22 protein-coding genes are annotated in these 25,171 nt (G+C 58.8%); 13 read left to right on the top strand and 9 right to left on the bottom strand.

Going from position 1 to position 25,171, the window contains the following annotated elements; all coding sequences use genetic code 11:
* Positions 1–30: 30 nt before the first annotated feature.
* The 4 genes from KUV39_RS16340 to KUV39_RS16325 are packed head-to-tail and all read right to left on the bottom strand — an operon-like array spanning position 31 to position 3,794.
* Positions 31–1,329 (bottom strand): AGE family epimerase/isomerase, encoded by a 1,299-nt coding sequence (locus KUV39_RS16340; RefSeq protein WP_222460336.1) that lies wholly within the window; start codon positions 1,327–1,329, stop codon positions 31–33.
* 53 nt (positions 1,330–1,382) lie between these two features.
* Positions 1,383–2,588 (bottom strand): MFS transporter, encoded by a 1,206-nt coding sequence (locus tag KUV39_RS16335; protein WP_222460335.1) that lies wholly within the window; start codon positions 2,586–2,588, stop codon positions 1,383–1,385.
* Positions 2,589–2,593: 5 nt separating this feature from the next.
* A complete protein-coding gene (locus tag KUV39_RS16330) occupies positions 2,594–2,854 on the bottom strand; it encodes a metal-sensing transcriptional repressor (RefSeq protein WP_222460401.1) in 261 nt (86 codons plus the stop codon).
* 31 nt (positions 2,855–2,885) lie between these two features.
* Complete coding sequence (locus tag KUV39_RS16325) at positions 2,886–3,794, bottom strand: LysR substrate-binding domain-containing protein (protein WP_222460334.1); 909 nt, start codon at positions 3,792–3,794, stop codon at positions 2,886–2,888.
* A 117-nt stretch (positions 3,795–3,911) separates the two neighbouring features.
* On the opposite strand from KUV39_RS16325, the gene KUV39_RS16320 reads away from it, so the two are divergent.
* From KUV39_RS16320 to KUV39_RS16310, 3 genes are read left to right on the top strand one after another with little or no spacing between them, the layout of a single operon-like run.
* Positions 3,912–5,522 (top strand): GMC family oxidoreductase, encoded by a 1,611-nt coding sequence (locus tag KUV39_RS16320; RefSeq protein ID WP_222460333.1) that lies wholly within the window; start codon positions 3,912–3,914, stop codon positions 5,520–5,522.
* On the top strand, positions 5,519–6,694 hold the full coding sequence (locus KUV39_RS16315) for a mandelate racemase/muconate lactonizing enzyme family protein (RefSeq protein ID WP_222460332.1): 1,176 nt from the start codon (positions 5,519–5,521) through the stop codon (positions 6,692–6,694). Before KUV39_RS16320 ends, KUV39_RS16315 begins: the two co-directional genes overlap by 4 nt.
* Positions 6,691–8,175: an aldehyde dehydrogenase family protein gene (locus tag KUV39_RS16310; protein WP_222460331.1), complete on the top strand. Its 1,485-nt coding sequence runs from the start codon at positions 6,691–6,693 to the stop codon at positions 8,173–8,175. Before KUV39_RS16315 ends, KUV39_RS16310 begins: the two co-directional genes overlap by 4 nt.
* A 9-nt stretch (positions 8,176–8,184) precedes the next feature.
* On the opposite strand, the gene pdxR is transcribed toward KUV39_RS16310, so the two are convergent.
* Both pdxR and KUV39_RS16300 read right to left on the bottom strand, forming a co-directional pair.
* Entirely contained in the window at positions 8,185–9,627 is a 1,443-nt protein-coding gene (gene pdxR / locus KUV39_RS16305) for a MocR-like pyridoxine biosynthesis transcription factor PdxR (protein ID WP_244998414.1), read from the bottom strand.
* Between the two features lie 60 nt (positions 9,628–9,687).
* A complete protein-coding gene (locus KUV39_RS16300; RefSeq protein ID WP_222460329.1) occupies positions 9,688–11,025 on the bottom strand; it encodes an NAD(P)/FAD-dependent oxidoreductase in 1,338 nt (445 codons plus the stop codon).
* Positions 11,026–11,321: 296 nt separating this feature from the next.
* On the opposite strand from KUV39_RS16300, the gene KUV39_RS16295 reads away from it, so the two are divergent.
* Positions 11,322–11,777: a hypothetical protein gene (locus KUV39_RS16295; protein ID WP_224834538.1), complete on the top strand. Its 456-nt coding sequence runs from the start codon at positions 11,322–11,324 to the stop codon at positions 11,775–11,777.
* Positions 11,778–11,858: 81 nt separating this feature from the next.
* Here the strand turns inward: KUV39_RS16295 and KUV39_RS16290 are convergent, their stop codons facing one another.
* On the bottom strand, positions 11,859–12,470 hold the full coding sequence (locus tag KUV39_RS16290) for a helix-turn-helix domain-containing protein (protein WP_046211969.1): 612 nt from the start codon (positions 12,468–12,470) through the stop codon (positions 11,859–11,861).
* Positions 12,471–12,642: 172 nt separating this feature from the next.
* Between KUV39_RS16290 and lpdA the strand changes: the two genes are divergently transcribed.
* The 7 genes from lpdA to KUV39_RS16255 all read left to right on the top strand — a co-directional run bounded on the left by lpdA (position 12,643) and on the right by KUV39_RS16255 (position 22,058).
* The gene (lpdA, locus tag KUV39_RS16285) at positions 12,643–14,025 is read left to right on the top strand and encodes a dihydrolipoyl dehydrogenase (RefSeq protein WP_222460328.1); all 1,383 of its coding nucleotides are present in this window, start codon (positions 12,643–12,645) and stop codon (positions 14,023–14,025) included.
* A 40-nt stretch (positions 14,026–14,065) separates the two neighbouring features.
* The gene (gene lipA / locus KUV39_RS16280; RefSeq protein WP_046211970.1) at positions 14,066–15,013 is read left to right on the top strand and encodes a lipoyl synthase; all 948 of its coding nucleotides are present in this window, start codon (positions 14,066–14,068) and stop codon (positions 15,011–15,013) included.
* Positions 15,014–15,065: 52 nt separating this feature from the next.
* Positions 15,066–16,442, top strand: a complete 1,377-nt coding sequence (locus tag KUV39_RS16275) for an alanine/glycine:cation symporter family protein (RefSeq protein ID WP_222460327.1) — start codon at positions 15,066–15,068, stop codon at positions 16,440–16,442.
* 79 nt (positions 16,443–16,521) lie between these two features.
* Positions 16,522–17,619, top strand: coding sequence for a glycine cleavage system aminomethyltransferase GcvT (gcvT, locus tag KUV39_RS16270; RefSeq protein ID WP_008563444.1), 1,098 nt, complete (start codon positions 16,522–16,524; stop codon positions 17,617–17,619).
* An 18-nt stretch (positions 17,620–17,637) separates the two neighbouring features.
* Complete coding sequence (gene gcvH / locus KUV39_RS16265) at positions 17,638–18,003, top strand: glycine cleavage system protein GcvH (RefSeq protein WP_008563446.1); 366 nt, start codon at positions 17,638–17,640, stop codon at positions 18,001–18,003.
* A gap of 61 nt (positions 18,004–18,064) precedes the next feature.
* Positions 18,065–20,920 (top strand): aminomethyl-transferring glycine dehydrogenase, encoded by a 2,856-nt coding sequence (gene gcvP, locus KUV39_RS16260; RefSeq protein ID WP_050687693.1) that lies wholly within the window; start codon positions 18,065–18,067, stop codon positions 20,918–20,920.
* Between the two features lie 91 nt (positions 20,921–21,011).
* Positions 21,012–22,058: a helix-turn-helix domain-containing protein gene (locus KUV39_RS16255; RefSeq protein WP_222460326.1), complete on the top strand. Its 1,047-nt coding sequence runs from the start codon at positions 21,012–21,014 to the stop codon at positions 22,056–22,058.
* A 95-nt stretch (positions 22,059–22,153) separates the two neighbouring features.
* Here KUV39_RS16255 and KUV39_RS16250 read toward each other — a convergent pair whose 3' ends face one another.
* Positions 22,154–22,519 carry a winged helix-turn-helix transcriptional regulator gene (locus KUV39_RS16250; protein WP_008563412.1) on the bottom strand — a complete coding sequence of 122 codons (366 nt, stop codon included), beginning with the start codon at positions 22,517–22,519 and terminating at the stop codon, positions 22,154–22,156.
* Between the two features lie 116 nt (positions 22,520–22,635).
* On the opposite strand from KUV39_RS16250, the gene KUV39_RS16245 reads away from it, so the two are divergent.
* Both KUV39_RS16245 and KUV39_RS16240 read left to right on the top strand, forming a co-directional pair.
* On the top strand, positions 22,636–23,244 hold the full coding sequence (locus KUV39_RS16245) for an NAD(P)H-dependent oxidoreductase (protein ID WP_222460325.1): 609 nt from the start codon (positions 22,636–22,638) through the stop codon (positions 23,242–23,244).
* A 92-nt stretch (positions 23,245–23,336) separates the two neighbouring features.
* Complete coding sequence (locus KUV39_RS16240) at positions 23,337–23,990, top strand: DsbA family oxidoreductase (protein ID WP_046211975.1); 654 nt, start codon at positions 23,337–23,339, stop codon at positions 23,988–23,990.
* Between the two features lie 62 nt (positions 23,991–24,052).
* Here the strand turns inward: KUV39_RS16240 and KUV39_RS16235 are convergent, their stop codons facing one another.
* Positions 24,053–24,835 (bottom strand): SDR family oxidoreductase, encoded by a 783-nt coding sequence (locus tag KUV39_RS16235; protein ID WP_222460324.1) that lies wholly within the window; start codon positions 24,833–24,835, stop codon positions 24,053–24,055.
* Positions 24,836–25,171: the final 336 nt, after the last annotated feature.

The raw sequence follows: 25,171 nt of genomic DNA, 5'->3' as shown, positions 1-25,171 counted from the left end.
GCACTGCGGGGGGTGTTTGGGTTTCACGTATCAGATCGGGCTAGCAAGAAAATCACGCCCCAATGCCTGCACACTGCGGATATGTGCAACTGGCGTTTTGGCCAGCGGAAACAGGCACGCCTGGAATGAATGATACAGGTCTGGTTTGCCTTCAAAGATCGTCATCTTCGGCTTGCCCGAAGGATCGATTTCCGGGATCCAGCCACCGTTTTCGTGATCCACAAATCGCGCCGACGCGAACTGCCACAATCTCCGATACCAATGTTCGTCCTCGTCTCTGCGCTCCAGCTTGATCAGCGTGGCTAACGCGCCGATCGCCTCTGTCACAGGCCACCAGAACCGGTTTGCCATCGCAATCGATCCATCAAAATTGAGCGTGTAGGCAAGACCGCCCTCGATAGAATACCCCTCGGCTTTTGCACCCACCATCCAGGCATCTGTCAAAGCCTGTTCGATCAACGCGCGCGCCCGTTTGGGAGCAGATGCATCCCTGCGATCCGTCAAATCCCAATGGTGAAGCAGCAGGCGCCCCAATTCCAGCGAATGACCCGGTGTCGTACCTGCCGGGCGGAACATCGGATCACCGGAGTATGCGCGATCAATCTGCCAGTTCTCCGTATAGTGTTCGGGTAGGCGCCAACCCTCTTGCGGGGCGATTTGCACGGTGAACCTATCAAGAATGCGACCGGCACGGTGCAGGAACAACTCCTGTCCAGTTGCTTCATAAGCTGCAAGGAGCGCCTCCACCCCGTGCATGTTGGCATTCATGCCGCGGTAGGTTGAAAACGGCGACCAATCCCTGCTCCACTCATCCGCAAAAAGGCCTGCCTCTTCTTCCCAGAAACGTTCCGTCAGTACATCTGCCACATCGGACAAGAGCGGATCTGCAGACGCATGTCCGGCCATCTTCGCAGTCGACGCTGCCAGCAGAACAAAGACATGCCCATAGGCGAGCTTGCGAGGATCAGCGATCTGATTACCTCGCAGCCCCCAGACATAACCACCGTGGACTTTGTCATGGTGATGATCCCGCAAGTAGGCCAGCCCCTGCTCGACCATCTTTCCCGCGCCTACAAGCCCGATCATTTCAGCAAGCGCATAGCAGTGAACAAGACGCGTTGTACTGTGCAGCTCCTGCAGGTCGTCAGGGCGGTGGTTTCCCTGCATGTCGAGCTGCTGGAAACCGGGCGTTTCCCCCAAGCTTGCCTCAAAAAATTCCAACTGACGCAGAGCATCGCTGCGCAGGAAAGCGCGATGACCCTGATCATCAACCCAAAATCCAGCTGCATCGACAGCAGCGCCGCAGGTGTGGGGGTCCGGGGCGGTCATCACATATCTCCTGAGGGTTTGTGACACCGTTATTCCTTGAACCGTTAGCGCTGTCAAAGGCGCTGTTGCATCTCACGATCCGGCGGCCTGCGCCACAGTACCATCGCCGCGCCAAGGCCCAACAGCGCAATCCCTCCGAGGATCAAATATGCCGAGGACAAACTGAACCGGGCTCCGATTTGGCCGGCAAGCGGGTAGGTGATGAGCCAGCAAGAATGGCTGAGGGCGAATTGGGCTGCAAAGAGAGCGGGCCGATCTTCTGCGCTGGCCGATCTTCGCAAAAGGCGGCCGGTCGGCGTCTGCGCGATGCTGAAACCACACCCAAGAACGGCCCAAAGCACAACCATGCCAGTGAAACTGCCCAGCCACGGACCAACGAACAGCCCTCCGGTCAGAACGCCCCCGCCAAGCAGCATCATCGGTTTATCTGCGACGATCTCAAGAACACGAGGCAGCAGCAAAGCAGCAACCATTGATCCTGCGCCAAAGGCTGACAGGGCAACCGCGACCTGGGGTTCCCCCAACTCAAACCGCCCCTTCACCAGAACAACAGTGTTCACAATCACCATCGAAGATGCGGCCGCGACCGTCACATTCAGGGCCAGAAGCCCCCGCAGGTGCGGCGTCGCAAGATACAGGCGCAGCCCACGTGTCGTGCGCTCCCAGATGCCGCGAGGTTTTGAGGGGCGCGGCGATGGGACCGGCACGGACAAGACCAACACTGCCGACGCAAGAAAACCCAGAACCGTGCCACCGAACAGCACGGGGAAACTGACAACTGTCAAAAGAGCCGCCGCCAGCATTGGCGACAGCAGACTTTCAAGATCATAGGCCAATCGGGATAACGACAGGGCGCGGGTATACTCTGCCTCGTCCGGTAGAACGTCGGGAATTGTCGCCTGAAACGTGGGGGTAAAACCAGCTGACGCCGCCTGCATGAGGAAGATCAGGACATAGATCTGCCAAACCTCGGTGACAAAGGGCAACGCAACGGCAACCACCGCACGCAGCACGTCCAAACCCACCAGCATGGTTCGGCGCGGAACCTGAACAGCCAGCGCCGACGCCACCGGCGCAAGCGTCACATAGGCAACCATCTTGATTGCGAGCGCTGTGCCAAGGACGACACCTGCGTCATCACCCGCAATGTTCCAGGCCAACAGGCCAAGCGCGACGGTTGCCAGCCCCGTGCCCAACAAGGCAATGACCTGAGCCGCGAACAGGTGGCGATAGGTCCGGTTTGCAAGGATCGACAGCATGAAAACTACAACAGTTTTGCAAGCGCGCGCAGCTCTGCCAACTCCGCTTCGCTGCTTTCGGTGCCGATGCAGTGGTCAATATGATCGTGGATCAGAACCCGCTTGGCGTTGCCCACCGCTTTCTCGACGGCCTGCATCTGCACCGCGATATCGGAACAGGGTTTTCCGTCCTCCAGCATCTCGATCACGTGGCGCAAATGGCCCTGCGCCCTCTTCAGTCGGGTGATGAGCTTGGGGTGAGTCCTGTGTTTGTGAGGGTGTTCCATATAGTCGACATATCCCCCCCAGGGGGTTGGATCAAGGAACATCTGCAACACCGGACAGGGGGTCCTGCCTTGCAGCCGCTTGCAGCCAGCGTGCCAGTTCCGCGGCATCCGCTCGGTGTGGGTTTCGATCAAACGGAAGCACGATATAATGCCCCTGATCCGTCGAAAGCTCCGTGTCTCCAATGCGTTGCAGACGTCCTTCTTGCAGATACGGACGCGCAAAGATATCCGCGACCAACGCAGCCCCAAGGCCCTTTGCTGCAAACTCCAACGCGATCAGCGATTGATCTACTTTCAAAACCGGTTCAGGAACTCCGCCGCTCAACCCCATCTCGGCAAAGAAATGCTGCCAGGTGTCCACCACCCCTCCCAGCTCGATCAATGGCAGCTCTTGCAGATCCTCTGAGCCAACTGACGCAACAAGGTTCGGCGCGGCGACAGCGATCACCTTGTTGCGCAAAAGGGGCACAGCCATGCCATCCGCCCAGCGACCATCGCCGTAGCGAATATCGATGTCGATTGCGTCACCATCGACTTTCTCCGCCCAAGAGGAGGACAAGACCCGCAGTTTGCTGTTCGGGAACTCTCGTTTGAAGCGTTCCAATTGCGGAACCAGCCACAGGATGTTCAACGAGGCCAGGCAGCGAATTGTGATTTCGGACTTGACGTCCTTGCCGAACAGCGAGGCGGTGGTCGCGTCAATGTCGACAAAAGCCTTGGCCACCACCGGTAGATAGGCATGACCAAGGGGGGTCAGCTCTAGTGACTTTCGGCTTCTGCGAAACAGCTTGTGGCCAAGCTGCGCCTCTAGTCCGCGAACCTGATAGCTGACTGCGGATGGGGTAAGCCCCAGCTCCCCCGCCGCCAAGGTGAAACTGCGCAAGCGCGCGCTTGCATCAAAAGCGCGGAGCCATGTGAGCGGAGGAAGATCTTGGTACATCCCCAGAGCCTGACAGTTGGACGAATTTTTTCAAGGTCGTGACAAATTTTTTTTCGTTTTGGAAAATAGACCCCGCTCTGTAACGCTCGCATGACAACAATCGCGAGCGGATGCCACATGGCGGACTATGATTTCATTATTGTCGGAGCGGGCTCCGCCGGCTGCGTCTTGGCCGAACGCCTGACACGATCAGGACGCCATCGCGTGCTTTTGCTGGAAGCGGGCGGCAGGGGCCGGTCTCCCTGGATCTCCTTGCCGCTTGGCTATGGCAAGACCTTCTACAATGGGTCTGTAAACTGGAAATACCATACAGAAACAGAAAGCACTCTTGCAGGGCGCAGCGGGTACTGGCCTCGGGGCAAAGGTGTCGGCGGATCGGGGGCCATCAATGCGCTAGTCTACGCCCGCGGGCTGCCATCGGACTTTGACGATTGGGAAGCCAACGGCGCCGTCGGCTGGGGCTGGCGAACGGTCGAAGCGGCATACAGCGCATTGGAAACACAGGTCGCGCCGGATGGGTCCAAGATCGGCGCGGGACCGATCCATGTGCAAGATGTCTCAGACCAGATCCACGTATCCAATCGCCACTTTTTTGCCGCGGCGAAAGAGCTTGGGCTGCCACAAACGGACAATATCAACGCACCAGGCGGTGAAGGCGCGGCCGTTTACCGGATCAACACAAGCGGGGGCCGCAGAATGCACTCGGCGCGGGCATGTCTGTCCCCTGCGTTGCGCCGGTCCAACCTCACTCTGATGACCGATGCCTTTGTGGAACGTATCCACTTTGATGGTCGCAGGGCGGTCTCTGTACAGGCCAAGGTGAAAGGCAAGCCGCGGCTTTTGTCAGCCGGTCGGGAGATCATCCTGTCAGCCGGCGCAGTCACTTCACCGCGACTGCTGCAGCTGTCCGGCATCGGCCCGCTTGCGCTGTTGAAACAACATGGAATTGATCCGGTCCTCGACGCGCCCGAGGTTGGTAGCAATCTTCAAGACCACTTGGGGATCAACTACTACTTCAAAGCAACGGAACCCACGCTGAACAACGCACTTCGCCCTTTTCACGGCAAGCTGCGGGCAGCTGCTCAATATGCTTTGGCTCGGCGCGGACCTCTGGCTCTGTCGGTGAACCAATGTGGGGGTTATTTCCGCTCAACTGCGAGTTTACCTGCTCCGGATCAGCAACTGTACTTCAATCCGGTGACATACACGACAACACCCGATGGCAAGCGCGAGGTGATCCAGCCAGATCCATTTGCGGGCTTCATTCTTGGCTTCCAGCCCTCTCGCCCCACCAGCAGGGGCCGCATCGATATCCGCAGCGCAGATCCGCATGATGCCCCGTTGATCCAACCAAATTCGCTCGCGACTGAAGAGGACCGGGCGCAGGTGGTGGCAGGGGGAATGCTGTGTCAACGCCTCGCACGGACCGAAGCATTGCAACGTCTGATCAAGACCCCGATGGAGCCTGACATCCGCAGACTTTCTGCGGACGAAATCCTCGCAGACTTCAGAGAGCGTTGCGGAACTGTCTTCCATCCCGTCGGCACCTGCCGAATGGGTGCCGATCCCAAGACGGCTGTCGTCTGCCCGCAGCTGCGTGTGCATGGCATCGACGGGCTACGGGTTATTGATGCCTCTGTTTTTCCCAACATCACGTCAGGCAACACAAATGCCCCCACTATGATGCTGGCCCATCGGGCCGCTGATCTCATTCTGGAGTCCACATGAGCACACCCTACTCTGCCTCTGGCGCCGTCCCCTTAAGCAATGGCCAAGGACAGAACGACACAGGCCCACGCATCGCGAAAATTGAAACCTTCTGTACGCCCCTTGTTGGATTTGTACGGGTCACCAGCGAAGACGGACAGCAAGGCTGGGGCCAGGTGTCGACCTATAACAGCGATCTGACCTGCGAAATCCTCCACCGACAAGTCGCCCCTTGGGCGCTCGGCCGCGGGATGGATGCGATGGAGCAGGTGATCGGCGAAATCCCCCTGCGCGAACACAAGTACCCCGGCACGTATCTCCGCCGCGCGATGGCTGGTCTCGACACGGCCGTTTGGGACTGGCGTGGCAGAGACGCGCAGAAACCTGTTGCTGCGCTTCTTGGGGGATCGGCAGGGCCAGTGCGGGCCTATGCCTCTTCCATGCGGCGGGACATTTCACCAACTGACGAGGCGGACCGGCTCAAGGCATTGCGCGACCAATTCGGATTTGATGCCTTCAAGGTGCGTGTTGGTGCAGAATGCGGTCAGGATCGCGACGAATGGCCGGGACGAACAGAAGAAATCATCCCGATCATCCGACAGGAATTGGGCGCAGATGTCGCGCTGCTTGTGGACGGAAATTCCGGTTTTTCAGCCGCGCGCGCCATTGATGTGGGGCACATGTTGCAGGACCATGGCTATGAACACTTCGAGGAACCCTGCCCTTACTGGCTGCTCGACGAAACCGCCAAGGTTACGAAGTCCCTGACGATGGACGTCGCCGGCGGAGAGCAGGATTGGGACATGCAGCAATGGCGCCGCATGATCGATATGCGCGCTGTCGATATCCTTCAGCCAGACATTCTATACCTCGGCGGGATCGGCCGCAGCATGGAGGTCGCCCGTATGGGGGCAGAGGCTGGCCTGCCCTGCACCCCGCATTGCGCCAATCTCTCCCTTGTGACCCTTTTCACCATGCACATGCTGCGGGCCATTCCGAATGCTGGGCGGTATCTCGAATTCTCGATCGAAGGCGATGACTACTACCCCTGGCAACGGGATCTGTTTGTGAACACCCCCTACACCATTCAGGACGGGCAGGCCCATGTCACAGATGCGCCCGGTTGGGGCGTTGAAGTTTGCCCCGAATGGCTCGCCCAGTCGTCCTACAAATGCAGCGAAACATCACGATGACACAAGACCAGCTGATCTCTGACTACATGAACACCGGTCGCATTGCGGACCTGCCGACCAGCCATTTCATTGGCGGCCAGTCAGTGCCCGCCGCCAATGGTAAAACAATGCTGAGCCATGACCCCGGTACTGCCACGGCATTTTCCGAATTTGCCCGTGGCGACGACCAAGACATCGATCATGCAATCACAAGCGCCTGCGCCGGCTTCGAGGTCTGGCGCAGCACTCCCCCGGCCGAACGCTGCGCCGTCCTGAACGAAGCTGCCCGCCTGATGCGCGCGCAGAGCCACCAACTGGCTCTGGTCGAAAGCATCGACAGCGGCAAAACCCTGGCCGAGGCTTCTGGTGATATCGCGGGCTCGGCCAGATTGCTGGAATACTACGCAGGGGCAAGTGACAAACTGGACGGGCGCAGCGTGAATCTTGGCAATGACAACGCGGCGTTTACGGTCAGGGAACCTGTTGGCGTGACCGCCCATATCATTCCTTGGAACTACCCCACTTCGACGCTGGTTCGAGGGATTGCCCCGGCTCTTGCTGCAGGGTGTTCCGCAGTTGTGAAGCCAGCGGAGACAACCCCCTTCACGGCCTTGATGATTGCCGAGCTTCTGGTCCGCGCCGGCCTTCCGCCTGATGTGGTGAACGTCGTCACAGGCACTGGCCCAGAAGCCGGAGCGCCACTGGTGCAAGACCCCCGCGTTCGGCACGTGACCTTTACCGGGTCAGTTGCCACAGGCGTCGGCGTCATGCAGCAGGTGGCGCCGAATGTGACAGGGCTCACTCTGGAGCTGGGCGGGAAATCGCCGCTGATCGCTTTTGCGGATGCAGATATCGATGCGGTTGTCGAAGGAGCATTCTGGGCAATTTTCTCGAATGCCGGGCAAATCTGCTCTGCTGGCTCTCGACTGGTCATTCACCGCGACATCCATGCCGAGGTCCGCGACCGACTGATCGCCAGGGCACAAGGCATGACCATCGGCCACGGGCTGCGCAACCCAGACATGGGCGCGGTAAACTCGGATCGTCACCTGGCTCAGATAGATGGACACGTAGAGCGGGCCCGGTCCTGTGGCGTCGATATTGTCTGTGGCGGACACAGCCTGACCGATCCCGAGACCGGGCTTGGCTGGTTTTATGCTCCGACAATTTTGGATGATGTCGCAGCAGACAACGACGCTGTGCTGAAAGAAATCTTCGGCCCCGTGCTGACCATCCAGGTCTTTGACGACGAAGACGAGGCGCTGACGCTTGCAAATGGAACGGAATTCGCGCTCGCCGCGGGAATTTATACGCGTGATATTTCAACTGCCTTGCGCATGGCACGACGGGTGGATGCCGGCCAAGTCACGGTGAACGACTATTGGGCCGGTGGGATCGAATTGCCATTTGGCGGCAACCGAAAATCCGGCTTTGGTCGGGAAAAAGGGATCGAAGGGCTGGATGCCTATCTGCGGTCGAAGGCGATCACGGTCGCAGTCTGATCCACTTGGCTAGGCACGCAGACAATCTGCAAGAACGCGCGCTGCGTCCTCCAGCGCGCGTTCATCAAATCCTGCGAACCCCAACACAAGACCTCGCGCAGTCTCTGGACCTTCGAAAAACCCTGAAAGCGGCATGAGGTTGACACCCCGCTGTCTCGCCCGCTTGGAAATCTCGTCATCTGACAGCCTGCTGGCCAATTCAAGCGATGGCCGCACGACCAGATGCATGCCCGACGGGATGTTGTCCACCTCCAGCAGATCCCCTGCATACCGCTCTAACGCGGTGACAAGCGCGCTGTGACGCTTGCTATACATGCGCCGCATCCGCCGGATGTGGGTTGCGAAATCTCCGCTTTCCATGAACCGCGCCATGACCGGCTGAACCATGGCAGATGCTTGTGGATCAACGTCGCCGACACCCTCGCGGAAACGTCCGATCAACGATCTTGGCACCACCACAAACCCCAGGCGCAGCGCCGAAAACACGACCTTTGAGAAACTGCCGACATAGATAACCCTATCATCGTTGCTAAGGTTCATCATCGCGGGCAACGGTTGGCCCTGATAGCGATACTCGCTGTCGAAATCATCCTCGATGACATAGCCGTCGTTCTGCTTGGCCCAGTCAATCAGCTCCAGTCGGCGCGACAGCGGCATCGTCACACCAAGGGGGTAGTGCCGGGACGGCGTGACGATCACACCTTTGGCCTCTGGCACTGTGTGCTGACCGCGCCGGATATCAAAGCCCTGATCGTCAACGACAACAGGTACAGTCTGCAAACCGTTCCTCCGCAGGGCCCGGTTCATCGCACCGTAGCCCGGGTTTTCGGTCATCACGGCATCACCGGGCGCAAAAAGCGTTTCGGCCAGTATGCTGATCGCCTCTCCCAGGCCCGAGGTGATGATGATCTGATCCGCCCCACAACGCAGGCCGCGCCACTGCGCCAGATGCTCAGCGATGGCCCGGCGCAGCGGATGCCAACCAAAGGGGTCCGGGCGCTGCAGCAGTTCGGCATCAGGGTAACGCCAGACCGCGTCGTGATGTCGGCTCCATTGGCGAAATGGAAACTCTGCCATGTCTGGGGCAGAAACATCAAAAGGACGCGGCGGTACGGGCTGAAAGGTCTCATCAAGTTCTGCGGGACCCAGTGGATCCGTCGCAGAACGAGGGGCAAGATCGGGCAGCTCTGCCTCGACAAAAACCCCGGATCGCGCTCGTCCTTCCAGATATCCTTCGCTGATCAACTGGTCGATCACGGCTGCAACCGTAACGCGCGAAACGGACAGCTCTGCTGCCAGCGTCCTGCTGGACGGTAATTTGCTGCCAGATGTCAGGCCGCCATGCAGGATCAATCGCCGCAGCTGCGTCAGCAACTGCGCTTGCAGCGTTTCACCCCCGTCGCGATCCAGCGACAATGATAGCAGGGACGCCCCTGTTTTGGCCTTAGTCATAACGGGAAATTTGGACAAATCCATAAGACCAGTCAATCACCGTCTTGCTGCCAACTGCCCCTAGAAACGATCCTTCATGTTGTACCAGGCAAATGCCAGAGGCAGGGACAGCCGCCGGAGGGGGCCAAGTTCAAAGGGGCGGAGCGGACGCTGCATGAAAGCCGGGTGATACCGCCACTTCCGACCAAGCGCCTGTTCAGCAATCAGCTTGCCCGCATAAGGGGCCATAGTGACGCCGCTGCCATGGTAACCCAGCGCGGCCCATGTGCGCTCCATCCCTGGCACCGCACCTGCAAACGGCACAAGATTGCGCGTCATGCAGATCAGGCCGGACCAGAAGTATTCCGTCTCGACATGACGCCATTTCGGAAACATCCGGTCAAAATCGGCGCGTGCCTTTCGCCTGGTTGCAGCGATGTCATGTTCGCTAACCTTGACTGAGCCGCGCAAGCCCAGCATGAGGCGCCGGTCTGGCAGCAGTCGGAAATAATGCAGGAGCGTCCGGCTGTCGCAGACCATCTGCTCGCTCCACCATCCCTGGTCTTGGATTTCCTCTTCGCTCAGCGGGCGCGTGACAAGGATGTTGGACTGAACCGGCAGATACCGCTGCGCAAAAGCGCCGGGCAGATCATCCGAAGAATAGCCATTGGTCGCGAATATCAGGTTTCGCGCCCGCAACCGGCCATTCGGCGTTTCCAGCACATGTTGCGCACCATCATGCGTGATCCGCACCACCGGCGTCTGCGAATGAAACGTCACTCCTGCCTTGTCTGCAGCTGCGGTAAGACCAAGAACGAATTTCATCGGATTGAGGGCAAAACCGAGCGGCAAGTGGACGGCCCCGTGGTAGTCTGGCGAGCTCAGCCCGTGGGCGGCCATCTCTTCTTTTGGAACGAACTCATAATCCAGCCCATAGCGGTGCTGATAACTCTCGCCGTATGCCCGGATCTCTGCCACTCGATCGGGACGATGCGCCACATAGGTGTAGCCCTTTGAATGCCTGTCTGCGTCAATTCCATGAACCTCCAGGTAGGTTTCGACCAGATCAACCGCTGCGCGCTCGGCATCAAAGAAACACTGCGCATCTTCCCTGCCGAACTTTCGCACTATCTGCCCATCGGCCAGCTTGGCGCTCCCGACTGAAACCAGCCCCCCATTGCGCCCTGAGGCCCCCCAGCCGGGAGTTGCAGCATCAAGAAGTGTGACCTCGGCCCCCGCCTCAGCGAGAGACAGCGCTGCCGACAACCCTGTATATCCGCCGCCAACGACTGCGAACTCCGTCTCAGCCTCCCCCTGCAAAACAGGGTAAGCGGGGGCAGGTACTGGCAGAAACCGGCTCCAATAGCGATCTCGGATCGGTCGATCCGAATAGGCGAGTGGTTCATAGATCCGCTTCATTCCCGTCTGGCCTTTGCCTGTCATCAATACTGTGCTGCCTCTAGGGCCTGCAATGTCGAGATCTGACACCGCTACAGGCGCAAATCCAACGCAAATCTCCTTCTCCAGATGCAAATACTGAAACATTCCCTCTGCATTCAGGGCCGTTTGTTACAGAATTGACCCATACCGTCACCATCACGCGAGAAGGCTGTCATGAGATTGTACCGCGCAGCGTTGACGGGCCTAATGGTCTCAGAAACAACAAAAACCACGAGGGTAATATGAGTGATCGCATGACAAAAGGATTGCCTCCTTTGACAGTTCAGACCGTTGGTCTGATGTTCATCTCAGGCTTTTTTGCCACCAACGCCTTTGATCTTTGGGGGCAGATGATCAGCCCTGCGCTTGGCTTTGCCAATCTCTCGCCGCACGGTTTGGCCCGCAGCCTGCTTGGCAGTTTCGGTCTGCCAAACGGTGATTTCGCCGGCTATTTCGTGCATTTCTATCTGGTGGGTCTGATCGGCTACCCGGTCGGCTGGCTTTATATCTTTGAACCGATCTGGACCCGTGTCATGGGCCAAACGCACTGGTTCCTGCCTTCGGCTATCTATGGGTTTGGTCTTTGGGTGTTTGCCATCGGTGGGATTACTGCCATTGCCGGGCTGCCGTTCTTCCTCAACTTTACCGGCATCACGTGGGTCGCCCTTGTAGGTCATGTTCTCTACGGGATCGTCATGGTCGCGATCATGCGGATGATCGAACGCGACTGACGCGAAAATTCCCCCATAGGAAACAAAAGCGGCAGCGACCAGTGATGGCGCTGCCGTTTCAATTTCCGGAAAGAAACCTCATCAGTCGAGGGATACCCACAAAACCCGCGCATCTTCCGGACCGGTAGAGACACAACAGTGACCCATTCCGCTGTCATAATAGACACTGTCGCCTTCTTTCATCGGAAGGGGGCGATAGTGCTCTGTATATAATGTCACCTCTCCACTGATGACATACATGAACTCTTCCCCGCTGTGGCGGATCCAAGTGTCGAACTCTGACACATCGCGCGCCTTGATCTGACTGATGTAGGGCAGCATGCGCTTGCTCGTCAGCTCATTGCAGACCAGCTCATGATCATATGTTGGCGTTTCCTGATGCTCACCTTCACCTTTGCGGGTATGGTCGCGACGGCCGGATATGTCGCTTTTCGCCGATTGCACAAAGAGTTGCGGCGTCTGAAGGTCCAATGTCTGCATCAAGCGGCGAATGATCTCGAAACTTGGCCGGGTCTGGTTGTTCTCGATCTTCGACAAAGTGGAACGCCCGATGTTCGCTGCTTTTGCCGCCTCCTCAAGCGTCAGGCCCTTTTCCTTACGAGATTCGCGAATCATTTTCCCCAGAGCATCACCATCCGGCGCCTCAATCGCTTCTGATGCGGGGGTTCCGTCTTCTTGGCTGACCGGTTCCATGCTTCACAATCTCCTGTATTTCCCAACGTTTACTGCCAACTCACAGTTTCGTCAAAATTTCTGACACAAACAGATCATTGCCTAAGCGGGAAAAGTTTCCTAAAGGAGACGAAATGGGAGCATTAGGCGTCATTCGACTCCTAAGAGAAGAAAAATTCAGAGGGAGCGAGATATGAGCCTCTATGATCTGGTCGTTATCGGCGGTGGCCCGGGCGGTTATGTCGCAGCTATTCGTGCTGCACAGCTGGGCCTGAAGGTCGCCTGCGTCGAAGGGCGCGGCGCACTTGGCGGCACTTGCCTGAACGTCGGCTGCATCCCATCAAAGGCGCTCCTCAGCTCCTCCGCCAAGTTCGAGAGCCTGTCGCATTTCGCGGGCCACGGCATCGCGGTTGATGGCGCCTCTCTTGATCTCGGCGCAATGATGGGCCGCAAGGAAAAGATCGTCGGTGATCTGACCAAAGGCATCGCGTTCCTGTTCAAAAAGAACGGCGTGGATCTGATCGAGGGCTGGGCCAGCATTCCCGCACCTGGCAAGGTTCAGGTCGGCGACGACGTTTTCGAAACCAAGAACATCCTGATTGCCACCGGATCCGAGCCTACCCCGCTGCCCGGTGTCGAGATTGACGAAGTCGACGTTGTGTCCAGCACAGGCGCCTTGTCGCTGGCAAACGTGCCAGAGCATCTGGTGGTTGTCGGGGCAGGCGTGATTGGTCTGGAGCTTGGCCAAGTGTGGTCCCGTCTCGGTGCGAAAGTCACCGTTGTTGAATACCTCGACCGCATCCTGCCCGGCATTGATGGCGAAATCGCCAAGCTTGCACAACGTGCCCTGTCCAAGCGCGGATTGAAATTCCAGCTGGGTCGGGCCTTGAAATCCATCGACAAGGGCGACGAGGGTCTTACCCTGACGCTGGACCGCGTCGGCAAGGACAAAGAAGAGCAGCTGCAGGCGGACAAGGTTCTGATTGCGATCGGCCGTCGCCCCGTCATCCGTGGTTTGGGGCTGGAAGCTCTCGGCGTCTCGGTCAACGGGCGTGGTTTTGTTGAGGTCGACGAACGCTTCGCAACATCTGTTCCGGGCATCTATGCCATTGGCGACTGTGTCCCTGGGCCAATGCTGGCTCACAAGGCAGAAGAAGATGGCGTTGCCTGTGTCGAAATGCTGGCGGGTGAGGCCGGGCATGTTGATTACGGCACTGTTCCCGGCATTGTCTACACCGATCCAGAGGTCGCATCGGTCGGCGTCACAGAAGAAGCCCTGAAAGAAGCAGGCACCGACTATGTCGTCGGCAAGTTCACCTTCATGGCGAACTCCCGCGCCCGTGCGCAGGGTGAAACCGATGGCGCGGTCAAGGTTCTGGCAACCCCGGAAGGCAAGATCCTCGGCGCCCATATTTGTGGTGCGCACGGTGGTGACCTGATCGCAGAACTGGTTCTGGCCATGACAAAAGGCGCAACCGTCAGCGACGTTGCTGCAGCTTGCCATGCTCACCCCGCGATGGCCGAAGCCGTCAAGGAAGCCTGCCTGGATGCGATGGGACGCGCCATCCACGCCTAAGCCTGTGTTGTCCGCAAAGACGCCTGAGGAGGTCATCCCCATGAACGCCCCGATGCCCCGGCTCCGCCACCCGGAAAAGTCGAAGAAGGCCGACAGCGTGATTCCGCGCAAGCCAAAGTGGATCCGCAAGAAAAAGATCGAAAGCGCCGAGTATTTCGAAACTCGTCGCTTGATGCGGGACCACAATCTGACCACCGTCTGCGAAGAAGCCGCGTGCCCCAACATCGGGGAATGCTGGTCCAAACGCCACGCGACGATGATGATCATGGGCGAAGTCTGCACCCGTGGCTGTTCTTTCTGCAACGTCGCGACAGGTCGCCCGGACGCGCTTGATGCGTTCGAGCCGGGCCGTGTCGCGCAAGCGGTGAAAAAGCTGGCGCTGCGCCATGTGGTCATTACCAGCGTGGACCGCGACGATCTGGACGATGGTGGCGCAGAGCACATTGCACAGACAATCCGCGCTGTCCGCCACCAGAACCCCGAAACAACAGTCGAAGTTCTGACGCCTGATTTTCTGGGTAAGGGTGATGCCGCGCAGGTCGTCTTTGACGCGGCCCCGGATGTGTTCAACCACAACCTCGAAACCGTTCCGCATCTTTATCCCAAGGTCCGCCCGGGTGCGCGCTACTACAGCTCGCTGCGGCTCTTGGATGATGCAAAACGCGCAAATCCGCAGGTGTTCACCAAATCTGGCCTGATGGTCGGCATGGGTGAAACCCTCGAGGATCTGCGCCAGGTGATGGACGATCTGCGCGCTGCAGACGTCGATTTCCTGACCGTGGGCCAATATCTGCAGCCCACGCCGAAACACCACCCGATCGATCGTTTTGTCACACCGGAGGAGTTTGACCAGATCGAACGGATGGCACGTAGCAAAGGGTTCCTGGGCGTCTCCGCGACACCTTTGACCCGATCGTCGTTCCACGCGGACGAGGATTTTGCTGCCCTGAAACAAGCCCGTGAAAAGCAGCTGGCAGCTGCCAACTGACGGCTTGGCATCAGGGATAACACCCTAAGGAAGAACTCAAGGGAGGAAAAATATGGAAGTTTTGAACTCGTTTGTGGGCTGGGTTAACGGGATTGTATGGGGCCCGTTGATGCTCGTCCTCATTCTGGGCGTAGGTCTGTTCCTGCAGATCGGCCTGAAGTTGATGCCGATCCTGCGCATCGGAACAGGTTTTGCCCTGCTGTTTAAAGGTCGTGAAAGCGGTGAAGGCGAAGGCCAGATCACCCCGTTCAACGCACTGATGACAGCGCTGTCCGCAACAATCGGGACAGGTAACATCGCCGGCGTTGCAACCGCCGTTTTCCTGGGCGGCCCGGGCGCGCTGTTCTGGATGTGGATGACCGCACTGGTTGGTATGGCAACCAAATACTCCGAAGCCGTCTGTGCCGTGAAATTCCGCGAGCAGGACAGCCAGGGTAACTTCGTCGGTGGTCCGATGTACTACATCAAAAACGGCCTCGGCGCGAAATGGCAGTGGCTGGGTGTCGCCTTTGCCCTGTTCGGCGCAATCGCCGCATTTGGTATCGGCAACGGCGTACAGGCCAATGGCGTAGCCCAGGTTCTGGAAACCAACTTCGGTTTCAACACCTCGGTTACTGGTGTCGTTCTGATGATCCTGACTGGTGCCGTGATCCTTGGTGGTATCACCCGGATTGGTGCCGTAGCCGGTAAGCTGGTTCCGTTCATGGCTGTCAGCTACATCGCGATGGGTCTGATCGTTCTGCTGATCAACGCCGATCAGCTGGGCACTGCTCTTGGTCTGGTGTTCACCCACGCCTTCACCCCGTCCGCTGCCGAAGGTGGCTTTGCCGGTGCAGCTGTTTGGGCAGCGATCCGCTTTGGTGTGGCACGCGGTGTATTCTCGAACGAAGCCGGTCTGGGCTCCGCTCCGATTGCACACGCTGCTGCTGAAACCAAAGGTCCGGTAAACCAGGGCTTGATCGCGATGCTTGGCACGTTCATCGACACCATCATCGTCTGCTCCATCACCGGCCTGGCAATCATCGCCTCCGGCGCGTGGACTTCTGGCGAAAGCGGCGCGGCACTGACCTCGCTGGCGTTCGAGACCTCCCTGCCCGGCTTTGGCGGTTACCTGATCGCAATCGCGCTCTCCATTTTTGCCTTCACCACCATCCTTGGCTGGTCCTATTATGGCGAAAAATGCGTAGGCTACCTGCTCGGTGCAAAAGTCCTAATCGGCTACCGTGTTCTGTGGATCATTGCGATCTACTTCGGTGCCACCGCTGACCTCGGCTTTATCTGGCTGCTGGCGGACACGCTGAACGCAATGATGGCGATCCCGAACCTGATCGCACTCGCCCTGCTGAGCCCGGTCGTCTTCAAAATCACCAAGGAGTTCTTTGCCTCCAACGGTGCAACTGAAGAAACCGCAAAAAGCGCCGCTGAATAACGACCCAAATCACCTTCGGAGCGCAGCCAGCGCTGCGCTCCGATCCCTAAAACCAACACCAATTCAAGGGCTAGACGCTATGACCAATGCGCCGAAACGAACCCCGCTTTATGATCTGCACGTCGAACTGGGCGGCAAAATGGTGGATTTCGCCGGCTGGGAAATGCCGGTCCAGTATCCCATGGGCATCATGGGCGAACACAAGCAGTGCCGCGAAAAAGCCGCGCTGTTCGACGTCAGCCACATGGGTCAGGTAATCCTGCGTGGCGAAAACGTCGGTGAAAAGCTGGAGGCGATCTGCCCGCAGGCCTACGCAACCCTGAAAGAGGGCAAGGCCCGTTATGGCTTCTTCACCAACGAAGAAGGCGGCATCATGGACGACCTTATCGTCTCCAATGCCGGTGATCATTTCTTTGTCGTGGTCAACGCTGCTCTGCGTCACCAGGACATCCCGCACATGAAGGCCAACCTCGAAGGCGTCGAAGTCACCGAGATCTTTGACCGCGCTCTGGTTGCCGTTCAGGGCCCCGCTGCGGAAAATGTTGTGGGCGATCTGTGCCCCGCCGCGCGCGAACTGAAGTTCATGGAAACCGTCCTGGCTGACATTGATGGCGTGGAATGCCGTATCTCCCGCCTCGGCTACACCGGTGAAGACGGCTACGAGATTTCCATTCCCGATGCTGACGCCGTTCGCATCACCAAGCTGTTCCTGGCTCATGATGACTGCGAACCTGCCGGTCTTGGCGCGCGTGACAGCCTTCGTCTGGAAGCGGGTCTGTGCCTCTACGGCAATGACATCGACCAGTCGACATCCCCCATCGAGGCGTCTCTGGCTTGGGCAATTCAGAAGCGTCGCAAGGAAGAAGGCGGCTTCCCTGGTGCCGCGCGCATCCAGAAAGAACTTGCCGAGGGTGCAGCGAAAAAACTCGTCGGCATCAAACCGTCTGGCCGTGCACCCGCGCGTCAGCACGTCGAAATCCAGTGCGCCGAAGGCAACACCATCGGCGAGATCACCTCTGGCTGCTTTGGCCCCACCGTCGGTGGCCCGGTTGCAATGGGCTACGTTTCTGCCGGTCACGGCGAACCCGGCGAACAGGTCAAGCTGATCATTCGTGGCAAGGCACATGACGCGGAAATCGTCGCCCTGCCCTTCGTCACCCAGAACTACAAACGCTAAGCTCCAGGAGAAGCTGCAATGACCACTTATTACTCCGAAGATCACGAATGGATCACTGTTGAGGGCGACACCGCCACACTCGGCATCACCAAGCACGCGGCTGACCAGCTGGGTGAAGTTGTTTTCATCGAACAGCAGGACAGCGGTGAAGAATTCGAAAAAGGCGGCGAGATTGGCGTCATCGAATCCGTAAAAGCGGCTTCCGAAATCTACGCTCCGCTCGATGGTGAAATCACCGAAGTGAACGAAGATCTGGCCGACAACCCCAGCGCGCTGAACGAAGATCCCGAAGGAGCAGCCTGGATCTACAAGATCAAGCTGTCCGACAGCTCCCAGCTGGAAGATCTGATGGATCTGGACGGCTACAAAGCCCTGATCGGCTAACCAAGACCCTTCCCCCCGCCGGTATGGTCCGGCGGGGAAACTCTGAACTAGGACATCACCAATGGCCTTCAAACTGACTGATTACGAAGCCTACGACTTCGCAAATCGCCGCCACATCGGCCCGTCTCCGCGCGAAATGGCGGACATGTTGCAGACCATCGGCTTCAACACGCTCGACGAGCTGATCGACGCCACCGTACCGCCTGCCATCCGCCAGAAAGAGGCCCTCGACTGGGGCCCGGCGATGACCGAGCGCGACGCCCTCTTCCACATGAAGGAAGTGGCTTCCAAGAACAAAGTGCTGACCTCGCTGATCGGTCAGGGCTACTATGGCACCACCACCCCGGCGCCTATCCTGCGCAACATTCTGGAAAACCCGGCATGGTACACGGCCTACACGCCCTACCAGCCCGAGATTTCCCAGGGTCGCCTTGAAGCGCTGCTGAACTTCCAGACCATGGTCAGCGACCTGACCGGTCTCGACATTGCCAACGCATCCCTGCTGGACGAGGCAACCGCCGCAGCAGAAGCAATGGCGATGGCGCATCGCGGCGCACGTTCCAAGGCGAACAACGCAGCTTTCTTTGTCGACAAGAACTGCCACCCGCAGACCATCGCCGTCATCAAGACCCGCGCCGAGCCTCTGGGCATCGACGTTGTGGTTGCCGAGCCGAGCGAGCTGGACGCAGGTGCAGTATTTGGCGCCATCTTCCAGTACCCCGGCACCAACGGCCATGTGACTGATTTCACCGACCAGATCGCCGCCCTGCACGAGCACAAGGGCATTGCGGTTGTTGCGGCTGACATCCTGTCGCTTGCACTGCTGAAATCTCCTGGTGAAATGGGCGCGGACATCGCCGTCGGCTCCACCCAGCGTTTCGGCGTGCCGATGGGCTATGGTGGCCCGCACGCTGCGTATATGGCGACCACCGACAAGCTGAAGCGCTCTATGCCGGGCCGCATCATCGGCGTGTCGATCGACGCACGTGGCAACAAAGCCTACCGTCTGTCGCTGCAGACCCGTGAACAGCACATCCGCCGCGAAAAGGCCAACTCCAACGTCTGTACTGCTCAGGCGCTGCTGGCTGTTATTGCGTCGATGTATGCCGTCTATCACGGTCCCGATGGCATCAAAGCGATCGCGCAATCCGTGCACCGCAAGACCGCGCGTCTGGCCGCAGGTCTGGAAGAGGCAGGCTTCAAGGTTGAGCCGGAAGTCTTCTTCGACACCATCACCGTCGAAGTTGGCCACCTGCAGAAAACCGTCATGGAAGCTGCTGTTCAGCGTGGCATCAACCTGCGCAAAGTTGGCGAGACCAAAGTTGGCATCTCTCTCGACGAACAGACCCGCCCCGAAACCATCGAGGCCGTCTGGGGTGCCTTTGGCATCGATCGCAAGGACGACAGCTCCAACAAGCAATACCGCCTGCCGGAAACCCTGCTGCGCGAGAGCGAGTATCTGACTCACCCGATCTTCCACAAGAACCGGGCCGAGGCTGAGATCACCCGTTACATGCGCCGCCTGGCGGACCGTGACTTGGCGCTGGACCGCGCAATGATCCCGCTTGGCTCCTGCACCATGAAGCTGAACGCGACCATCGAAATGATCCCGGTCACCTGGCCGGAATTTGGCAACCTGCACCCCTTCTGCCCAGAAGATCAGGCGCAAGGCTACCACCAGATGATCGATGATCTGAACGACAAGCTGTGCCAGATTACCGGCTATGACGCGATCTCCCAGCAGCCGAACTCCGGCGCACAGGGCGAATATGCGGGCCTGCTGACGATCCGCAACTACCACGCATCGCGTGGCGAGGCGCACCGCAACGTCTGTCTGATCCCGACCTCTGCACACGGCACCAACCCTGCCTCGGCGCAGATGGTGGGCTGGAAGGTTGTTCCGATCAAAGCGGACGCCAACGGCAACATCGATGTCGCAGACTTCCGCGAGAAGGCAGAGAAGCACTCTGACCACCTCGCAGCCTGCATGATCACCTACCCGTCGACCCACGGCGTGTTCGAAACCACCGTTCAGGAGGTTTGCCAGATCACCCACGACCACGGCGGTCAGGTCTACATCGATGGCGCGAACATGAACGCGATGGTCGGTCTGTCCCGTCCAGGTGACATTGGCGGCGACGTCAGCCACCTGAACCTGCACAAGACCTTCTGCATTCCGCACGGCGGTGGCGGCCCCGGCATGGGTCCGATCGGCGTCAAAGCGCATCTGGCAGAGCACCTGCCGGGCCACCCGGAGTATGGCTCTGCACTGGGTCCGGTTTCTGCGGCACCATTTGGTTCGCCGTCGATCCTGCCGGTGTCCTGGGCTTACATCCTGCTGATGGGTGGCGCAGGTCTGACGCAGGCGACCAAAGTGGCGATCCTGAACGCAAACTACATCGCTGCCCGTCTGCAGGACGCATATCCGATCCTCTACACTTCCGAATCCGGTCGTGTGGCGCACGAATGCATCCTGGACACACGCCCGCTCAACGATGAGGGTGGTGTGACCGTAGACGATGTGGCCAAGCGTCTGATCGACAGCGGTTTCCACGCTCCGACCATGTCCTGGCCGGTTGCTGGCACGCTGATGGTCGAGCCGACGGAATCCGAACCCAAGGATGAGCTGGACCGCTTCTGCGATGCCATGCTGTCGATCCGTTCGGAAGCGCAGGATATCATCGACGGCAAAATCGATGCTGAAAACAACCCGCTGAAGCATGCACCGCACACTGTGCGTGATCTGGTCGGCGAATGGGATCGTCCCTACTCGCGTGAGCAGGCCTGCTTCCCTCCGGGCAACCTCGGTGTTGATAAATACTGGCCCGCGGTGAACCGCGTCGACAACGCCTATGGCGACCGTCACCTGATCTGCACCTGCCCTCCGATGGAGGACTACGCAGAGGCGGCTGAATAAGCCACTGCTCCAAGAACCGAGGTGTCGCCGGTACCGACCGGCGGCACCCCTGTCCGGACCCAATCCACGTCACAGTACGAGAGGCAGACCAATGACCCACTTCTCCACGCAACATGCCCAGAACGATTTTGCCGTGGCACCACAAGGCCGCAAACAGCGCAATATCGACGTCATCCTGCCCGAGAGCGCGTCTCGGTCGGCGGCTCAGGTGATCACAGACCTGTTTCATGCTGCCAACCATCTGCTTGACGATGTGTATTACCGCGTCCGCGTCTGCCCGCTTGAGGCCCTGTCCAGCGATCCTGCCGCCGCGCGGCCGCGTCGTCTGGTGATCTTTCTGGGCGATATTCAACAACGCTGGCAGCTCGACTCCAAGGAACGTGCCCGGGTCAATCAGGTCATGCGCGTGGCCGATCGCACGGCTTTCGTAGGTGGCGCGATTTTCCTGTTGCACGAATTGGAGCGCGGTCAGGACTTGGATCTTGCGATCCATCCGAACTTCCAGGCCTCGGCCGGTGAATGCAACCTGTTCTCAAGCGAACCCGGTGCTTCCACCGCGGTATCGGGCTCCGTGCACTCTGCAATCAGCAGCTTTGCCGCGCCACGCATGCTTATTGACATCATCTCGGCCGACTGTGGCCGACTGGCTGCGGACGGCATGGCAAACTATCTTGGGCTAGAGGCCCGCAAAGGCCCAACCAAGAGCCGGGTCGCGCTGAACCTCGAACAAAAATCCGCAGGCGATACGCTGATTTCCCAGTCTCTGGCGGTGATGCAAGACCACATTGAGGCCCCGCTTTCTGTTGCTGAGCTTGCCGAGAGCCTCAGCGTCTCGACCCGATGCCTGCAGCGGCGCTACACCCGTCATTTCCAGCGCTCCCCGCTGAGCGTCTACAGGGCGTTGCGGACCGAACGTGCACACCAGCTGTTGACACAGACCGATATTCCCGTTCGTCAGGTCGCTGTTGCGACTGGTTTTGGCAGCTACCAAAACCTGAGCCAGCACATCCGTGAGACCTATGGTCATTCCCCTGACGTCATCCGCCGTAGTGCGTTTCGTGGGGTAGCACCCGAAACGGTTCGCCCTACCCGTTTTCGCCAGAACGAAGGCCTGTCTGGCGAAAATAGAGTTATGTGACTGCCCCTCTCTCCCTCCTTAGGTAGTCACACCAGAAGCCACGCCTCCGCCTAGCGGTTGGCGTGGCTTTTTTCATCTGCCCCAAGAGCGCGAAATCAGTCTTCTGCGCCAGGCAGGCTATCCGTCCAGGTCCGGAGCTGATCCAGAAAACCCAACGCCGAGCATCCCAGGTGCGTAACCTCGTACTGAACTGACACCGGTGCCGTATCCAGCACCTGGCGCGACACAAGGCCCTGTGCCTCCAACTGGCGCAGCCGTTCGGTGATCATTTTCTTGGACGCTCCCGGGATCATACGGGACAATTCGTTGAAACGGACTGGGCCGTCTTTCAGGTGCCACAGGATCGAGGCCGTCCATTTGCCGCCCAGAATACGCATACCGCGCTCAATCGGGCAGGGCTCTCCACAGGCAAACAACGCGCGTCTGCGTTGCGTTTTTACAGGTGTTTCAGTGATTGCCATGGGCGTCGTTCACAAAAAAGTAGTAGGTTACAAAAAGTAAACTGGTTGAATTTCCTTGTCTAGTCTCTCACCTCTCCCTCAACGCGACGAGACATATCGACAATCAGGAAAACACAATGTCCAAAGTTCTTATTCTGAATGCAGCGCAGCCCTACGAGTTTGCACCCGGAAAGCTCAACGCGACTTTTGCTGAGCGCGCAAAATCCCGGCTCGAGGCACAAGGCCATGAGGTGCGCCTCACCACCGTCGCGGAAGGCTATGATGCAGATGCGGAGATCGCCAGCCATCTGTGGGCCGACACCATCATCCTGCAGTTTCCGGTGCACTGGATGGGCGTGCCGTGGTCGTTCAAGAAATACATGGACGAAGTCTACACCGCAGCGATGGACGGGCGATTGGCAAACGGTGATGGCCGCACCGAGGCAAACCCCAAGTCGAACTACGGAATGGGCGGCACGCTGCAGGGTAAGACATATCTGCTGTCCGTGACCCTAAACGCACCGAAAGAGGCATTTGACACCCCGTCCGAGCCATTCCTTCAAGGCGACGGCATTGATGATTTGCTGAAACCCCAGCACCTGGTGTTCAAGTTCTTTGGCCTGACGGCCTTGCCGACGTTCATGGCCAATGATGTCATGAAGGCCCCCGAGGTCGAAGCGGATCTGCAACGTTTTGATGCCCATCTCGATGCAGCATTCCAGCACGCAGACGGCGTCGCGGCCTAGAGCAGAGACTGACAGCGCCCGCAGTTTTGCGGGCGCACTCAGATTGATACAATAGATCCCCTGGGCCACCCGGCCTACTGAAAGGAATTTCAATGACCGACACCCCTGAACCCATTCGTGTTGATATCGTCTCGGACGTCGTCTGCCCTTGGTGTGTCGTGGGCTATAGCCAACTGGCCAAAGCCGCAAAAGACACCGGTATCGCGCTCGACATCCACTGGCACCCTTTTGAGCTGAACCCGCAGATGGAAGATGAAGGCGAAAACCTGCGCGAACATATCAGCCGAAAATATGGTAGCACAGCCGCCGAATCCCAACAGGCCCGCGACCGGCTGACCTCCCTTGGCGCAGAGCTGGGCTTCGCGTTCCGCTTTAGCGATGACATGCGGATCGTGAACACATTTCGCGCCCATCAGCTGATTGACTGGGCCGAAGATCAGGGACGTGGCCAAGAGGCCAAACTGGCCTTGTTCAACGCCTATTTCACCGACAGAAAAGATCTCCACGATCCTGAGGTACTGGCTGATATCGCAGACAGCATCGGGCTCGACCGGACTGCAGCAGCCGCCATGCTCGACAGCGGTGACCGCACAGAGCAGGTGCGCGCAAAAGAGCAGTTCTGGACCTCTCGTGGTGTGACAGGTGTGCCCGCCATGGTGTTTGACCGCCAGCATCTTGTGACCGGCGCGCAAGGGGAAACCAACTATGCCCGCATCCTTGAACATCTGGCTGGCCAGCGGGGCTGACGAACACCAATGCAAAAACGCCGCCCAGACCTGGAATGGGCGGCGTTTTTGACCAGCGCATGTCAGATCTGAGCGATCTTGGCCTGCAGACCGGCCATCGCATCGATCCAACGATCAGGGTCAGCGGCCTTTTTGGCATAGTAGTCTGCAACACAGTCGTGTGGCAGGATCAAAAAGCGCTCGTTCCTGATGCCTTCCACCACACAATCGGCAACTTGGGAGGGGGAAAGGATTTCCGACAGGCTCAGAACGCCACCCGAAACCCCCTCTATCATGCCGGTATCAACATATTGAGGACACAGAACGCTCACCCGGATGTTGTCTTTCATATGGGTGATCGCGAGGTTTTCGGCAAACCCCATCGCCGCGTGCTTCGTCGTGGAATAGACCGCCGCGCCCACCTGCGTCAGCAATCCCGCCGCCGAAACGGTGTTGACCAGATACCCCCCACCACGGCCAGTCATTAGCGGAATAAGCTGCCGAGCCGCGCGAACATGGGCAAGAACATTGATTGCCCAAGCCATTTCCCAGACAGCGTCAGGCGCGCCCGCGGCGTTGTCAAAGGACAAATCCACCCCCGTCAAAACACCGGCGTTCGACACAAAGATATCAATCGGCCCGACGTCCCTCTCGACTGAGGAAATCATCGCGGCAATGTCCTGTTCCTTGCTGACGTCACATCCATAGGCCAACCCATCAAGGTCCGCAGCCACGGCAGCGGCAGCCTCGGCATCCAGATCAGACACAACAACCCTGGCGCCCGCGGCAGATAGCTTTCGGCAGATTTCGCGGCCAATGCCTGCACCGGCTCCGGTTACGACGGCGAGTTTACCTGATGGATCCATGATGCTGTCCCTTCTCGTGGCGGCCAAGCGGCGGCATGCCTAGGCAAACAGATCCGAAACCGCCAATCCACAGTTTTCTCTGCCCACTGCCCCGCGCGTCTTATCATTTTCGCAGGCGCCTTGGCCTAGCTGCCGGACAAGGCAGTCGTGATGAGCGTCTGGATATGGAATCACCTGCTTACGGACAGGCAGCAGTCCAAGCCAAATGTCGCAAACTTGCTGCTGCGACGGCAGTGCAATACCGCACTGCCCCCAAGTTTGGCGCAACAGATAAAATGCGACCTAGCCCATGCCGGGAAAACGCGTTCCCGCGCCGTTTCGCCGAACCGGTCAACA

The sequence above is a fragment of the Phaeobacter italicus genome, assembly GCF_019801785.1.
Taxonomy (GTDB): Bacteria; Pseudomonadota; Alphaproteobacteria; order Rhodobacterales; family Rhodobacteraceae; genus Phaeobacter; species Phaeobacter italicus.
The sequence above is the reverse complement of the archived record's forward strand: the minus strand, read 5'-3'. Positions and strand labels throughout refer to the sequence as shown.